15 protein-coding genes are annotated in these 15,033 nt (G+C 72.7%); 9 read left to right on the top strand and 6 right to left on the bottom strand.

All coding sequences use genetic code 11. The features are described 5' to 3' along the window. Positions 1-109 precede the first annotated feature (109 nt). Positions 110-1,243 (top strand): magnesium and cobalt transport protein CorA, encoded by a 1,134-nt coding sequence (locus ACZ53K_RS36085; protein WP_468845518.1) that lies wholly within the window; start codon positions 110-112, stop codon positions 1,241-1,243. 8 nt (positions 1,244-1,251) lie between these two features. On the opposite strand, the gene ACZ53K_RS36080 is transcribed toward ACZ53K_RS36085, so the two are convergent. Continuing rightward, positions 1,252-1,665, bottom strand: coding sequence for a hypothetical protein (locus ACZ53K_RS36080; protein WP_468845372.1), 414 nt, complete (start codon positions 1,663-1,665; stop codon positions 1,252-1,254). A 98-nt stretch (positions 1,666-1,763) separates the two neighbouring features. Continuing rightward, positions 1,764-3,137, bottom strand: a complete 1,374-nt coding sequence (locus tag ACZ53K_RS36075; RefSeq protein WP_468845369.1) for an FAD-dependent monooxygenase — start codon at positions 3,135-3,137, stop codon at positions 1,764-1,766. A 76-nt stretch (positions 3,138-3,213) separates the two neighbouring features. Between ACZ53K_RS36075 and ACZ53K_RS36070 the strand changes: the two genes are divergently transcribed. After that, a complete protein-coding gene (locus ACZ53K_RS36070) occupies positions 3,214-3,792 on the top strand; it encodes a TetR/AcrR family transcriptional regulator (RefSeq protein WP_468845366.1) in 579 nt (192 codons plus the stop codon). Positions 3,793-3,824: 32 nt separating this feature from the next. Here the strand turns inward: ACZ53K_RS36070 and ACZ53K_RS36065 are convergent, their stop codons facing one another. Continuing rightward, positions 3,825-5,342 (bottom strand): MFS transporter, encoded by a 1,518-nt coding sequence (locus tag ACZ53K_RS36065; protein ID WP_468845364.1) that lies wholly within the window; start codon positions 5,340-5,342, stop codon positions 3,825-3,827. A gap of 185 nt (positions 5,343-5,527) precedes the next feature. On the opposite strand from ACZ53K_RS36065, the gene ACZ53K_RS36060 reads away from it, so the two are divergent. From ACZ53K_RS36060 to ACZ53K_RS36045, 4 genes are all read left to right on the top strand, one after another. Beyond that, the gene (locus tag ACZ53K_RS36060; RefSeq protein WP_468845361.1) at positions 5,528-6,553 is read left to right on the top strand and encodes a helix-turn-helix transcriptional regulator; all 1,026 of its coding nucleotides are present in this window, start codon (positions 5,528-5,530) and stop codon (positions 6,551-6,553) included. Between the two features lie 76 nt (positions 6,554-6,629). Then, positions 6,630-8,906 (top strand): heavy metal translocating P-type ATPase, encoded by a 2,277-nt coding sequence (locus tag ACZ53K_RS36055; RefSeq protein ID WP_468845359.1) that lies wholly within the window; start codon positions 6,630-6,632, stop codon positions 8,904-8,906. A gap of 199 nt (positions 8,907-9,105) precedes the next feature. Further along, positions 9,106-10,044, top strand: a complete 939-nt coding sequence (locus ACZ53K_RS36050; RefSeq protein ID WP_468845356.1) for a beta-ketoacyl-ACP synthase III — start codon at positions 9,106-9,108, stop codon at positions 10,042-10,044. A 79-nt stretch (positions 10,045-10,123) separates the two neighbouring features. Beyond that, positions 10,124-10,567 (top strand): VOC family protein, encoded by a 444-nt coding sequence (locus ACZ53K_RS36045; RefSeq protein WP_468845353.1) that lies wholly within the window; start codon positions 10,124-10,126, stop codon positions 10,565-10,567. A 206-nt stretch (positions 10,568-10,773) separates the two neighbouring features. On the opposite strand, the gene ACZ53K_RS36040 is transcribed toward ACZ53K_RS36045, so the two are convergent. The 3 genes from ACZ53K_RS36040 to ACZ53K_RS36030 form a co-directional block, all read right to left on the bottom strand. Next, a complete protein-coding gene (locus ACZ53K_RS36040) occupies positions 10,774-10,995 on the bottom strand; it encodes a hypothetical protein (RefSeq protein WP_468845350.1) in 222 nt (73 codons plus the stop codon). Positions 10,996-11,096: 101 nt separating this feature from the next. Beyond that, positions 11,097-12,008, bottom strand: coding sequence for a glutaminase (locus ACZ53K_RS36035; protein ID WP_468845347.1), 912 nt, complete (start codon positions 12,006-12,008; stop codon positions 11,097-11,099). 10 nt (positions 12,009-12,018) lie between these two features. After that, positions 12,019-12,819, bottom strand: coding sequence for a helix-turn-helix domain-containing protein (locus ACZ53K_RS36030; RefSeq protein ID WP_468845345.1), 801 nt, complete (start codon positions 12,817-12,819; stop codon positions 12,019-12,021). Positions 12,820-12,929: 110 nt separating this feature from the next. Between ACZ53K_RS36030 and ACZ53K_RS36025 the strand changes: the two genes are divergently transcribed. From ACZ53K_RS36025 to ACZ53K_RS36015, 3 genes are all read left to right on the top strand, one after another. Next, on the top strand, positions 12,930-13,163 hold the full coding sequence (locus tag ACZ53K_RS36025) for a hypothetical protein (protein ID WP_468845342.1): 234 nt from the start codon (positions 12,930-12,932) through the stop codon (positions 13,161-13,163). A 165-nt stretch (positions 13,164-13,328) separates the two neighbouring features. Continuing rightward, positions 13,329-13,922 carry a peptidoglycan recognition protein family protein gene (locus ACZ53K_RS36020; RefSeq protein WP_468845339.1) on the top strand — a complete coding sequence of 198 codons (594 nt, stop codon included), beginning with the start codon at positions 13,329-13,331 and terminating at the stop codon, positions 13,920-13,922. 69 nt (positions 13,923-13,991) lie between these two features. Continuing rightward, entirely contained in the window at positions 13,992-14,915 is a 924-nt protein-coding gene (locus ACZ53K_RS36015) for a 1-aminocyclopropane-1-carboxylate deaminase/D-cysteine desulfhydrase (protein ID WP_468845337.1), read from the top strand. Positions 14,916-15,033 lie beyond the last annotated feature (118 nt).

Genomic DNA, 15,033 nt, shown 5'->3' with positions numbered 1-15,033 from the left:
CCGGTAGGTACGTGACGGAGCGGGAGAATCCGTACGGGCGGGAGGTGTGCGGAGCCGCCGCCACGCCTCCCGCTCTCCCGTACGGCCGGGCCATACTGGTGCGGTGTCGGTGATCAGCAACCTCCGTAAAGCGGTCCGCCTGCCGCAGCAGCGACGCCGTGGTGTCGACCTCAGCCACCCGGCGCGCTCGCCGCTGGGCACCGCCGTGGTGAACTGCGCGGTCTACGAGAACGGGATCCGCCAGCCCGGCGACCACCCGGCCGAGGACGCCGTCCGCCGGGTCCGCGACTCCGGCGACGGCTTCGTGTGGATCGGCCTGCACGAGCCGTCGGAGAAGGAGTTCGCCGGCGTCGCCGAACTGTTCGGGCTGCACCCGCTCGCCGTCGAGGACGCGGTGCACGCGCACCAGCGGCCGAAGCTGGAACGCTACGACAGCTCGCTCTTCACGGTCTTCAAAACGGTCTGCTACGTCGACCACGACCGGCTCACGGAGAGCAGCGAGGTGGTCGACACCGGCGAGATCATGGTCTTCACCGGCGCCGACTTCGTCATCACGGTCCGGCACGGCGGCCACGGCTCGCTCGGCCCGCTGCGCGAGCAGCTGGAGGCGGAGCCGGCACAGCTGGCCATCGGCCCCTCGGCCGTCCTGCACGCCATCGCGGACCTGGTCGTGGACGATTACCTGGACGTGGCCGCCGCCGTCCAGGACGACATCGACGACGTCGAGAGCGAAGTCTTCGCCGAGAGCCCACGCCGCAACCGGAGCGAGGAACGGCGCGGCGGCACCAAGGGCTCCGGCCCCGGCGGCGCGGGCCGGATCTACCAGCTCAAGCGCGAACTGCTGGAACTGAAACGGGCGGTGGCACCGCTGGCCCGCCCCCTGCAGTCCCTGGCCGGCCAGCCGATGGCACTGGTGGACCCGCACATCACCACCTACTTCCGCGACGTGTCGGATCACCTGGAGCGGGTGACCGAGCAGATCAACGCCTTCGACGAACTGCTCAACTCCATACTCCAGGCGCACCTCGCGCAGGTGACCGTGGCGCAGAACGAGGACATGCGGCGGATCAGCGCCTGGGTCGCGATCCTCGCCGTACCGACGATGGTGTGCGGCATCTACGGCATGAACTTCGACCACATGCCGGAGAAGCACTGGACGTTCGGCTATCCCCTGGTCATGGCCGTCACGCTCACCCTCTGCTTCCTCATCCACCGCGGGTTCAAGCGCAACGGGTGGCTGTAGCCCGGACGTCAGGGCCCGCGCCGCTCCAGGGCACAATCGCGGTACGCACACCAGGCGTCGAAGGCGGACTCGGCGGAGTCCGCTGTGAGGAAGCCGCCCTCTCCGGTCTCGAAGGCCCGTGCGCGCAGGGCGTCGGTGATCGCGAGGGCCGCGTGAGCCGCTGCCGCGCTGCCGCCGTGGACGAACAGGCTGACTCCGGTGACCGGTGCGTCGTCGTCCTCCTTGACCGGCGTGCTGAGGGAGAAGCCGGGGCCCTCGTAATCACCCCACCCATCCGCGAAGGCGATGCCGGGCAGCATCTGCGCGAGGACGGCGCGGATCTCCCGGCCCGTGCCCAGGCTCGGTGGATCCCAGTCGCCGGGGATCTCTCCCACGTCCCTGACCTCGGGCGGAAACCTCATGATGAACACGTCCCAGCTCATCCGCCCAACCTACGCGCGGGCACTGACACTCGGCCGGTCACCGGTCACCGGTCACCGGTCACCGGTCGCCTCACCGGACCGGACGCCGACCGGCGTGGTCAGGCCAGGTAGCCGTCCGGGCGGATCAGGAAGGTGTCGCCCGGCGCGGCCGCGTAGCCCGTGAAGGCGTGGCCCTCGGCGTCGACGACGTACCGTCCGCCGCCGGGCTCCTGGCCGGGGCGCAGTACGGCGTAGGAGTGCTCCTCGGCCGGGGCGGGCGCGCCGAAGACCAGCCGCGTGAAGTGCGGGCCGCGGAAGAGGTCGAAGAGGCGGACGTGCTTGCCGTCCGCGTCGAGCAGCGGGGCGTCCGGGGCGCGGTCGCCGGTGACGAGGGGGCCGGTGGCGTCCGGGGCCCGGTAGGTGATGTCGAGGCCGAAGCTCTCCTCGCCGCGCTTGTGGGCGTCGGCGCTGCCCTCGACGTACTTGTCCAGCAGGCCGGTGCTGACGCCGAGGACGCGGGCCGCGACCGCCCGCCGCTCCGTCTCGTAACTGTCGAGCGCGGTCTCCGCGGCCAGCTTCCAGCCCAGGTTGCAGGCGTCCTGTACGCCCGTGTTCAGGCCCTGGCCGCCGGTCGGCGGGTGGACGTGCGCGGCGTCGCCGGCCAGGAAGACCCGCCCCACCCGATAGCGCTCGGCCAGCCGTACGTTCGGCCGCCACACCGTCGACCAGCCGTGCCCGGTCAGGCGCACCCCGGCCGCGAACCGGTCGAGTGCGGCCTGCATCGTCTCCAGTGAGGCGTCGTCGCCCGCGCCCAGCGGCGAGATGAACTGGAACCGTCCGGTGCCGGGCAGCGGCGTCAGCGCGACGCCGAACACCGGGTTGTCCGGCCCGGCGAACCAGTGGCCGACCGTCGGGTCGAGGCCGGGGACGGACACGTCGCCGACCAGCACCCGGAAGGTCTCGTCGGTGGTGCCGGGGAAGGCCACGCCGATCGCCTTGCGGACGAAGCTCGCGCCGCCGTCGGCGCCGACGAGGTAGTCGAACCGGGCCTCCTCACCGGTGCCGAGCCGCGCGGTCACACCGTCCGCGTCCTGCTCCAGGCCGGTCAGCGCGGTGTCCAGCTCGACGCGTACGCCGCACTCCAGCAGCCGCGCGCGCAGGATCTCCTCGGTCTGCGACTGGCCCAGTACCCACCCGTTCGGATACGGCACGCCGGGGCTGGGCTCGCGCGGCTCGCTCATCCAGTGCTCGCCCACGAACCGCCCGTCGATGTGCACGCGGAGCGGCGCCGGCGGCGCCCCGGCGGCCCGTACGGCGCCCAGCACGCCGAGGTCGTCGAAGACCTCCAGCGTGCGCGGCTGGAGGCCGTCCCCGCGCGAGCCGTCGAAATACGCGGTCGCCTTGTCCACGACCCGGACGGCGACGCCGCGCCGGGCCAGTTCGATCCCCAGCGTCAGTCCGGTCGGGCCGGCGCCCGCCACGAGCACTCGCATAATGAATCTCCATTCACTGAACTTGGATTCATCGTGGCGGCTGCTAGCGTGCGCTGTCAAGGGAGCTGGAGGAGACGTGAAGCGCGCGGAGCAGGCGGTCGAGACGAGGACGGCGCTGATCGAGGCGGCCAAGCGCCTGTTCGCCGACCGCGGCTACCTGAACACCAAGATCACCGACATCACGGCCGAGGCCGGCCGGGCGGCGGGCTCCTTCTACCGCCACTTCACCGGCAAGGAAGACCTGCTCAAGGCACTGCTGGACGAACTGGCCACGGCGGGCGACGCCTACGCCGGCGCCGACGGGCACAAGGCGGACTTCACCGACCCGGACGCGATCCGCTACCACGTGGCCGGCTATTGGCGCGTGTACCGGGAACACGAGGCGACCATGGTCGCGCTGCGCCAGGCGGCCCTCGTCAGCGAGGACTTCGCCCGCACCTTCGAACGGTTCCGCCGGGCACAGATCGACGACCTGGCCGACCACCTGACCCACGTACGGAACCTGCCGGCCTCCCCCAAGACCACCCTGCTGCTGATGACCGTGCTGCTGGACGCCCCCGCGCAGATGGGCCCCGACATGCCGGAGGACGAGGGCGTCGAAGTGACCACACGGTTCCTCTACCGCGCGCTGAACGGCAGGGACTACACGCCGTAGAAACGGGTGGCGTGCGGTCCCTGCCGGTTGGGTCAGTGCGTCACGGCTTCCTCGGTCGTGCGCAGTCCCCCGTCCGTACGCGTCGTACGCGCCGCATGTGCCGTACGCGGCTTCCCCGGCAGCAGGAACAGCAGCAGGAAGATGACCACCAGACCGGCCGCGACCCACCACAGCGAGGTGACCGTCGCATCGACGACCGTGGCCCGCGGGTCCCGGCCGGCCGCTCCGTCGAGGACGCCGAAGAAGGCCACCGACGACAGACCGAGTCCGCATGCCATGCCCAGCTGACCGGTGGTGTTGAAGACCCCGGACGCCGATCCGGAGTGCTCGGCCGGCACCTCGGAGAGGGCCGCGTCGGTGATCGGGGCGACGATCAGCCCCATACCGCCGCCCATCAGCAGCAGCGCGGGCACCGTCTGCCAGGACGTCAGCCCGGTGCCGTACCGGCCGGCCTCCCCTATGTAGAGCAGCACACCGGACAGCATGATCAGCGCGCCGGCCTGCATCACCTTCCGCCCGAAGCGCGGCACCAGTTTCTGTACGGAGACGCCGGCCGCCGCCGAGCAGGCGACCGAGAACGGCACCCCGGTCAGCCCGGCGCGCAGCGGGCTCCAGCCCAGGCCGAGTTGCATGTACAGGGTCCAGACGAGGAAGAACAGCCCGGACAGCGCCCCGAAGGTGAGCTGCACACCCGCGCCCGCGACGAACGTCCTGAGCTTGAACAGGGCGAGTTCGACGAGCGGCGAGCCGTCCTTGCGGGCCTTGGCACGCTCGTACCGTACGAAGACGGCCGGGCTCGCGGCCATCGACACGAAACCCCAGACGGGCCAGCCCATTTCGCGGCCCTGGGTGAGCGGGTAGAGCACCATCAGGAGCGCGAGCGCGGCCAGGAGCATGCCGCCGAGGTCCAGGCGCAGTGCCTTGGGGGCGCGGGACTCGGTGATGAAGCGGCGCCCGAGGAGCATGCCGGCGATGCCGACCGGCAGGTTGATCAGGAAGATCGGCCGCCACTGGAGGCCGAGCAGGTCCCACTGCGTCAGCAGCGCGCCGATCAGCGGACCGCAGACCGCGCCCAGGCCGATGACGGCGCCGAACATGCCGAAGACCTTGCCGCGTTCGTGCGCGGGGAAGGTGACATGGATGATCGCCAGTACCTGCGGCACCATCAGCGCGGCCATCGCGCCCTGGAGGACGCGGGCGGCGATCAGCATCCCCGGGTCGGCGGCGATGCCGCACAGCGCGGAGGCGACGGTGAACCCGCCCATCCCGAGCAGGAAGAGCCGGCGGCGGCCGTGGATGTCGCCGAGCCGGCCGCCGGTGATCAGGCCGACCGCGAAGGCCAGCGCATAGCCCGCGGTGATCCACTGGATGGCGCCGAACGAGGCGCCGGTGTCCCGCTGGATGCTGGGTACGGCGATGTTGACGATGGTCGCGTCCACCAGGTCCATGAAGGCGGCGGTCAGCACGACGGCGAGCGCGATCCAGCGTCTGCGGCCGGTCGGGGCCGTCGGTCCGGTCGGGCCGGGGGTGGTCGTGGGCGGGGTGGGCATGGCGGGTGTCTCCTGGTGGGTGTTCCGGGTCCGGGGTTCCGGGGCTCCGAAGTTCCGGCGTTCCGGCATTCCGGCGTTCCGGGGTTGCGTGGAGGGGCCGCTCCGGGGGCCATCCACGGGCGACTTCGAAGCTACGGCCCGTATAGGACAGCTCCGGTCCTACTGCGCCCGGCATCATCGACGGCATGAGCGAGACATCGGCCCGGCTGCTGAACCTCCTGTCCCTCCTCCAGACCCCCCGCGAATGGCCCGGCAGCGAACTGGCCGGCCGGCTGCGGGTCACCACCCGCACCATCCGCCGCGACATCGAACGGCTGCGCGACCTCGGCTACCCGGTGCACGCCACGATGGGCGCGGAGGGCGGCTACCGGCTCGCGGCGGGCACCGCGATGCCTCCGCTGCTGCTCGACGACGAGGAGGCGGTGGCCATCGCCGTCGGGCTGCGTTCGGCGGCCGGGCACACCGTGGACGGCATCGAGGAGGCGTCCGTACGGGCCCTGGCCAAACTGGAGCAGGTGCTGCCGTCCCGGCTGCGGCGACGGGTGGGCACGCTGGGCACCGCAACCGTACCGATGCCCTCCGGGGACGGCCCGACCGTCGATCCGGCGCACCTGACCACCTTGGCGGCGGCCGTCGCCAACCGGGAGCGGGTGCGCTTCACCTACCGGGCCGCGGCCGGTGTCCGCTCCAAGCGTCTGGTGGAGCCGCACCGGCTGGTCGCGGCGGGCCGCCGCTGGTACCTGGTGGCGTACGACAACGAGCGCGACGACTGGCGGATCTTCCGCGTGGACCGGCTGAGCGAGCCGTACCCCACGGGGGTACGTATGCCACCGCGTGAACTGCCCGCCGAGGACGCCGCCACGTTCGTCACGGAGCGGATGCAGGGCATGGGGCCCGGCTGCGCCGCGGTGGTCACGGTGCACGCGCCCGCCGCGGAGGTGTGTGACCGGCTGGGGCGCGCGGCGGCCGAGGTGGAGCCGCTCGGCGAGGGGTCGTGCCGGGTGCGCACCCGGCCCGATTCCCTGGAGTGGACGGCGTTCCGGCTGGCGATGCTCGGCACCGAGTTCACGGTGCACGAGCCGCCGGAGCTGGCGGGGTATCTGCGGCGGCTGGGCGGGCGGGTGCTGCGGGCGGCGGACGGAGGGGGCGGCCTGCCGGTGGACGGGGCGGGCGAGGACGCGCCCCCCGATACCCAGGAGGGGTGGCATTGATACCCCCTAGGGGTATACAGTCCAGGCAGTGGACGACGGCGCCCCCGCCGCCACCCCCGCTTCCGAAGGAGCAGCCATGACCACCACCGCCGACGAGCGCCGTATCGAGCTGGAGATCGGCGGTATGACCTGCGCCTCCTGCGCCGCCCGCGTCGAGAAGAAGCTCAACCGCATGGAGGGCGTCACCGCCACCGTCAACTACGCCACGGAGAAGGCGAAGGTCACGTACGAGGACGGCGCCGGCATCGACGTCGCCGACCTGATCGCCACCGTCGAGAAGACCGGCTACACGGCCGCCGTACCGGAACCCCCGGCCCCCGCCCCGCCGCCACCGGAGCCCGGTGCGGCCCCGGCGCCGGAGCCGGGCGCCGATCCGCTCGCCCCGCTGCGGCAGCGGCTGACCGTCTCGGTGCTCCTGGCCGTACCGGTGATCCTGATGGCGATGGTCCCGGCGCTGCAGTTCACCAACTGGCAGTGGCTGTCGCTGACCCTGGCGGCGCCGGTCGTGGCGTACGGCGCCTGGCCGTTCCACCAGGCCGCCTGGACCAACCTGCGGCATGGTACGGCCACCATGGACACCCTGGTCTCCATGGGCACGCTCGCCGCGCTCGGCTGGTCGCTGTGGGCCCTGTTCTTCGGCGACGCCGGGATGCCCGGCATGACCCACCCGTTCGAGCTGACCATCGCGCGCGGCAACGGCAGCGGCAACATCTACCTGGAGGCCGCGGCCGGGGTCACCGCGTTCATCCTGGCCGGGCGCTATTTCGAGGCCCGTTCCAAGCGGCGGGCCGGGGCCGCGCTGAAGGCGCTGCTGGAGCTGGGCGCCAAGGACGTCGCGGTGCTGCGGGACGGGCGCGAGGTACGCGTACCGGTGGGTGAGCTGGCGGTCGGCGACCGGTTCGTGGTCCGGCCGGGCGAGAAGATCGCCACCGACGGCACGGTCGTGGACGGCTCCTCCGCCGTGGACGCCTCGATGCTCACCGGCGAGTCCGTGCCCGTCGAGGTCGCCCCCGGCGACCGGGTCACCGGCGCCACCGTCAACGCGGGCGGCCGGATCGTCGTCGAGGCGACCCGGGTCGGCGCGGACACCCAGCTGGCCCGGATGGCACGGCTGGTCGAGGACGCGCAGAACGGCAAGGCCGCGGCGCAGCGGCTGGCCGACCGGATCTCCGCCGTCTTCGTCCCGGTCGTCATCGCGCTGGCCCTCGGCACCCTCGGGTACTGGCTCCTCACGGGCGAGGGCGCGGTCGCCGCGTTCACCGCCGCGGTCGCCGTACTGATCATCGCCTGCCCGTGCGCGCTGGGCCTGGCCACCCCGACCGCGCTCATGGTCGGCACCGGCCGCGGCGCCCAGCTCGGCATCCTGATCAAGGGGCCGGAGGTCCTGGAGACCACCCGCCGCGTCGACACCGTCGTCCTGGACAAGACCGGCACGGTCACCACCGGCGCGATGGCCCTCACCGGCGTCCACCTCGCCGACGGCGTGTCCGGGGCCGAGGCGCTGCGCCTGGCGGGCGCGCTGGAGCACTCCTCGGAGCACCCCATCGCCCGCGCGGTCGCCACCGCGGCGGCCGAGCGTACGGGTGAGCTGCCCGCCCCGGAGGACTTCGCGAACGTACCCGGGCTCGGTGTCCAGGGCGTCGTCGAGGGCCACGCCGTCCTCGTGGGCCGTACGTCGCTCCTCACGGAGTGGGCCATCGAGCTGCCCGCCGCCCTGGCCGACGCGAAGGCCGCCGCCGAGGAGGCCGGGCACACCGCGGTCGCCGTCGCCTGGGACGGCCGGGCGCGCGCCGTGCTCGTCGTCGCCGACGCGGTCAAGCCCACCAGCGCCGAGGCGGTCCGGCGGCTGCGCGCCCTGGGCCTCACCCCGGTCCTGCTGACCGGCGACAACGCGGCCGTCGCCCGCTCGGTGGCCGCCGAGGTCGGCATCGACGCGGAACACGTGATCGCCGACGTACTGCCCGAGGACAAGGTCTCGGTCGTCAAGGCGCTCCAGGCGGAGGGCAAGTCGGTGGCCATGGTCGGCGACGGCGTCAACGACGCGGCCGCCCTCGCCCAGGCCGACCTGGGCCTGGCGATGGGCACCGGCACGGACGCCGCCATCGAGGCCGGCGACCTGACGCTGGTACGGGGCGACCTGCGCGCCGCGGCGGACGCCATCCGCCTGGCCCGCCGTACCCTCGGCACGATCAAGGCCAACCTGTTCTGGGCGTTCGGCTACAACGTCGCCGCACTGCCGCTGGCCGCCGCCGGACTGCTCAACCCGATGATCGCCGGGGCCGCGATGGCCTTCTCCTCGGTCTTCGTGGTGGCCAACAGCCTGCGCCTGCGCCGCTTCAAGCCGCTCACCTGAGCGACGGGAGCCCACCCGCCGGCCCGGCCCGCGCAGCGCTCCGCTGTGCGGGCCGGGCCGGCGGCGGGTGCGGCCCCTGGGCCGTTCCTGGCGTTCCCTCCAGAACTCGCCCCCGAACATTGGCGTAACACGCACTGCCCCGGAGAGCCGCACCCTTGACACTGAGCGGGTACCGTCCGCACACGCTCAGGGGTTCCCCATGACGGGCTCACGCGTCCTGTCTCTCGGCCACTACCAGCCCTCCGAGGTGCTCACCAACGACGACCTCGCGAAGATCGTCGACACCGACGACGCCTGGATCAGCAGCCGCGTCGGCATCCGCACCCGGCACGTCGCGGCGCCCGACGAGACGGTGGACGCGATGGCCGCGGCCGCGGCGGCCAAGGCACTCGCCGGGAGCGGCCTGGCGGCCCGGGACATCGACCTCATACTGGTGGCCACCTGCACGGCCGTCGACCGCAGCCCCAACACCGCGGCGCGGGTCGCCGCCCGGCTCGGCCTGCCGGCCCCCGCCGCCATGGACATCAACGTCGTCTGCGCGGGCTTCACCCACGCCCTGGCCACCGCCGACCACGCCATCCGGGCCGGGTCGGCCGTCAACGCGCTGGTCGTCGGCGCCGAGAAGTTCACCGACGTGGTGGACTGGACGGACCGCTCGACCTGCGTACTCGTCGGGGACGGCGCGGGCGCCGCGGTCGTCACGGCGGCGCCGGAACCGGAGATCGGCCCGGTGCTGTGGGGCTCGGTCCCGGAGATGGGCAACGCCGTCCGCATCGAGGGCAACCCGGCCCGCTTCTCCCAGGAGGGCCAGTCCGTCTACCGCTGGGCCACCACCCGGCTGCCGGCCATCGCCCGCCAGGTGTGCGAGCGGTCCGGCATCGAGCCGGAGGACCTGGCGGGCGTCGTCCTGCACCAGGCCAACCTGCGGCTGATCGAACCGCTGGCGGAGCGCATCGGCGCGGTCAACGCCGTGATCGCGCGCGATGTCGTGGAGTCCGGCAACACCTCGGCCGCTTCCGTGCCGCTGGCCCTGTCCAAGCTGGTGGAGCGGCGGGAGATCCCGTCCGGCGCCCCGGTGCTGCTCTTCGGCTTCGGCGGCAACCTCTCGTACGCGGGGCAGGTCATCCGCTGCCCGTGAGGCCGGTCGCCGCCCCGTGCCCGCACCGGTGTCCGATTCGTTCAAGACCAGGACGCGCGGTGCTTCCTACGCTCCTCGTATGAGCAACGAAACGCACCCCACCCGCGAGACTCCCGGAGCTTCCGGCACCACGACGCCGCGCCTGGCGGCGATCGGCATGGCCGTCGCCGACATGGCGGTCTCCCTCGCCTTCTACCGCCGCCTCGGCCTCACGGTCCCGGCGGAGGCCGACTCCGCCCCGCACGCCGAGGCGACGCTGCCCGGCGGTCTCCGGCTGATGTGGGACACCCATGCCGTGGCGCGCTCCATCGACCCCGAGTGGACGCCAACGACTGCCGGCACCCCGACGGGTCTGGCGTTCGAGTGCGCCGGGCCGGAGGGGGTCGACAAGGTCTACGACGAGCTGACCGCCGCCGGGTACACCGGTGACAAGGAGCCGTGGGACGCGCCCTGGGGGCAGCGGTACGCGGTGGTCCTGGATCCGGACGGGCACGGGGTCGATCTGTTCGCGGCGCTCCCGTAGCCGTACGGGCGCGTCGGGCCCCGGCTTCCGCTAGGTCCTGTCGTCACATTCCCGTCGTCCGCCCGGAGGGCGGGCCGCGCGGCGTCTGGTGCGTGCGATCGCAAGGCGCCGGGGCGCCCTCGTAGCGGAGCTACTAGGGCGTTTCGGCAACGCAGCGAGCGTGCGTGCCAGGCGTCGCGCGGCAGGCGGGAATTTGACGACAGGGCCTACGGCACCTCCCGCAGGTACAGCGCCCCGCAGGAGTGGCAGAAGGGCACGGCCGCGGCCGTGCCCCAGGCGTCCGCGGGCTGTACCGCCGCGTCCGGTCGCAGTTCGCGGCCGCACATCGACTGGGTATCGTCCAGCCGCACCATGTGCCACAGCTTCACCGGGGCGTCTTGCGGAGGCGAGTCGGCCTCCGTGTACTCGGCGCGCATCTCGTGCTCCATGGCGACGCACCTCCTCCTCGCCCCACGATGCGCCGGAAGGAGGGCCGCCCGCCACCCGGCAGGCGGTCCGGAGCCCCCGAAGGCGCTCCGGGCGCCGGCCCTCAGAACACCGACCAGCCGGTCAGCGACGTGAAGTGGTCCAGCGCCGCCGCGCCCGCGACCGAGTTGCCGCGGCTGTCCAGGCCGGGGCTCCACACGCACAGGGTGCAGCGCCCTGGCACGACCGCGACGATCCCGCCACCGACACCGCTCTTGGCGGGTAGCCCCACCCGGTAGGCGAACTCTCCGGCCGCGTCGTAGGTGCCGCAGGTCAGCATCACCGCGTTGATCCGCTTGGCCTCGCGGGCCTCCAGCAGACGGCTGCCGTCCGCGCGCAGTCCGTGCCGGGCCAGGAACCCGCCGGCCGCCGCCAGGTCGCGGCAGCTCATCTCGATCGAGCACTGCCAGAAGTAGTGCTCGATGACGCTGGGGACCGGGTTCTCCAGGTTGCCGAAGCTGGCCATGAAGTGGGCGAGGGCCGCGTTGCGGTCGCCGTGGTCGGCCTCGGAGTCCGCGACGGCCTGGTCGAAGGCGAGGTCCGGGTTGCCGCTCTCCTCGCGCAGGAAGTGCAGCATCGTGGTGCTGGCGTCGCCGGTCAGCGTCTGGAGGCGGTCGGTGACGACGAGCGCGCCCGCGTTGATGAAGGGATTGCGCGGGATGCCGTTCTCCCACTCCAGTTGCACGAGCGAATTGAACGGCGTTCCGGACGGCTCGCGGCCGACCCTCTTCCAGATGTCCTCGTTGTCGTTGGCCATCACCAGCGCCAGCGAGAAGGTCTTCGATATGGACTGCACGGAGAACGGGACCTCCCAGTCCCCCACGCCGTACACCTCGCCGTTGATGTCGGCGAGCGCTATGCCGAAGCGGTCCCGCGGCACGTTTTCCAGCGCCGGTATGTAATCGGCAACCTGCCCATGTCCGACATACGGCCTCGCAAAGGCCGCTACCTCCTCAAGAACGGCCTGGTAGTCCATGACGGACAAGCTACCCCGGGGCCACGATCACCCCCAGCGGGGCCCCCGCCAGCGCCTTCACCTCACGCGCCAGGTGCGCCTGGTCCGCGTACCCGGCACGAGCCGCCACGTCCGCGTACGGCAGCCCGCCGCGGGCCAGCTCCAGCGCGCGCACCAGGCGCAGCACCCTGGCCAGCGTCTTGGGGCCGTACCCGAATGCCTCCAGGCACCGGCGGTGCAGCTGCCGCTCGCCGACGCCCACGGTCCGGGCGACCTCCGCCACGGACCGGCCGCGGCCGAGCGCCGAGGCGATCGCGTTCCGCGCCGGGTCGGCTCGGCCGGCCGCCTCCCGTAGGCGGTGTACGGCGATGTCCTCCAGCACCCGTCCGGGTGAACCGGTCCCGGCCACTGTCGCGGCCAGCCAGGCCACCAGGTCCCGGGGCCACAGTTCCTCCAGGGGCACCCGCCGATCACGCAGCACGTGGGCCGGCACACCGAAGACGGCAGGCCCCTGACCAGGGGCGAAGCGCAGCCCGACGACGGTCTCGCCCGGCCGCGTCGCAGGGATGTACGCGGTGGTGTCCGGCCCGGCCACGGTCAGCCGGCCGTTCCACCACAGCAGGTCCGTACAGCCGTCGGGCAGCACTCGCTGCGACGCCGGCACCGGGCCGCCGGGAGCCCGCGCCGGGCCTTCAGCGGGCCGCTTCGCCCAGACGACCGCGCCGGCCAGCCGCGAGACCCGCTCCCGGTACCCGCCTGTTTCCGCTCCGGCGACCGGGGCCGCGCCCGTGCCCGGAGCCGCGTCCGCGCCCGCCTCCGTTCCGCTGTCCACATCCCCAGACTGGCACGGGAACGCGGGTAACGTCCGGGCCGTTGATCCGGTACGGCACCGCGACATCAGCGGGACCGTGCGCCCCTCCCCCAACCTCACCGGAGGCAGCAATGGCAGGCTTTCTCGACCGCGCCAAGGAGCAGGCCCAGAGCGCGCTGAACCAGGGCAAGCAGAAGGTCGACGAGGTCCAGCAGCAGAGGGCCGGCAACGACCTGCTGAAGAAGCTGGGCGCGGCCTATTACGCGGAGCGTCGCGGCAGCGGCTCCGCCGACGCCACCCAGGAGGCGCTGAGCGCGCTGGAGGCTCACATCGCCACCCACGGTGACGGCTTTCTGCGCGGCTGAAAGGCTCCGCTCTCCGCGGCTCAAAGCGGTGGATAGCGGCTGAAACCGCTCGCTCACCCGCTCGTACACGCGACGAACGGCTGGTCTGTGACCTGACGTTCCAGTACAAGCGTTTTATGAGGCGGTGCGCGGTCGGCGGCCGCCGCGCACCGAACGGAGTCGGCCATGGCCCCACCCATGTCCGCGAACACCTTCCTCCAAGCCCTCAGAGACGAGGGGCTGGAGATCGTCGAGGTCGGCGAGTGGCGCACCCACAACCGTGAGGGTCACGGCGGCTGGGGCCCGGTGCACGGTGTGGTGATCCACCACACCGTCACGTCCGGGACCGAGCGCACGGTCCGCCTGTGTTACGACGGCACCTCGGCGCTGCCGGGTCCGCTGTGCCACGGCGTGATCACCAAGGACGGCCGGGTGCACCTGGTCGGCTGCGGGCGTACCAACCACGCGGGCAGCGGCGACCGGGACGTCCTGAACGCCGTGATCGCCGAGAAGAAGCAGCTGCCCCCCACCAACGAGTACAACGCCGACGGCAACGTCCACTTCTACGGCTTCGAGTGCGAGAACATGGGCGACGGCGAGGACCCCTGGCCCGAGGCCCAGCTGGCGGCCATCGAGAAGGCCGCCGCAGCCCTGTGCCGGGTGCATGGCTGGAACGAGTACTCGGTCATCGGCCACCTGGAATGGCGCGCGGACAAGATAGACCCCAAGGGCTTCACGATGAAGGACATGCGCGCGCGTATCGGCGCCCGGCTGAAGTGACACCCGGCGGCACGTGAAGCCGTACCGCCGGCACGTAAAGCACCCCCTCCGGCACGCGACAATGGCCGGGTGACCTCCACCGTCCCCGACCCCGCCGCACTGCGGCCGCGCCTGCCGTCCCCCCTCCAGGACATCGAGGACGGACGGTTCGCGCGCCGTGGTGTGCGGCTGCTGCTCAAGCGGGACGACCTGATCCACCCCGAGCTGCCCGGCAACAAGTGGCGCAAGCTGGAGCTGAACCTGCGGGCGGCGGGCGAGGCCGGGGCGCACACCCTGCTCACGTTCGGGGGCGCGTACTCCAACCATCTGCGGGCCACCGCGGCGGCCGGCCGCCTCCTGGGGTTCGCGACGGTGGGCGTCATACGCGGCGCCGAGCTGGCGGACAAACCCCTCAATCCGTCCCTGGCGCGCTGCGCCGCCGACGGTATGCGGCTGCACTTCGTCGACCGCGCCACCTACCGCCGCAAGGCCGAACCGGAGATCGCCGCGGCGCTCCGGGAACGTTTCGGCCCGCACTACGCGATACCGGAAGGCGGCAGCAACTTCCTCGCCGTCCAGGGCTGCACGGCCCTGGGCCGGGAGCTGCACGGCGCTTCGGACGTCGTCGCCGTCGCCTGCGGCACCGGCGGAACGCTCGCCGGCCTGGCCGCCGGTCTGGCACCGGACCAGCGGGCCCTCGGCATACCCGTCCTCAAGGGCGGCAGCCCGCACTTCCTCGCCGCGGAGACCGAACGCCTCCAGTACGCGGCCTTCGGCGGCCGGCGCGGCACATGGGACCTCGACGACCGCTTCCACTGCGGCGGATACGCCCGCCGCCCCCCCGAACTGGACGCCTTCGCCGCCGATTTCGAGGACCGCCACGGCATCCCCGTGGAGCGCCTCTACGTGGCCAAGCTCCTCCTGGCCCTGACCACCCTGGCCCAGGAGGACGCCTTCCCGCCCGGCACCACGGTCACCGCGGTCGTCACGGGGGCTCCGGCGGCCGATTTCTGAGGCGTCCCCCGCGCACACCCGCTGCCTAGGGCGTTTCTGATGGATCTCCGCGGCATCGCGACTCCCCCAGCTACCGCTGGGAGGTGCCCCCAGGCACGCACCCTCGCCGCACGGCGCA

This window comes from Streptomyces sp. NPDC033221, assembly GCF_055577005.1.
The sequence above is the reverse complement of the archived record's forward strand: the minus strand, read 5'-3'. Positions and strand labels throughout refer to the sequence as shown.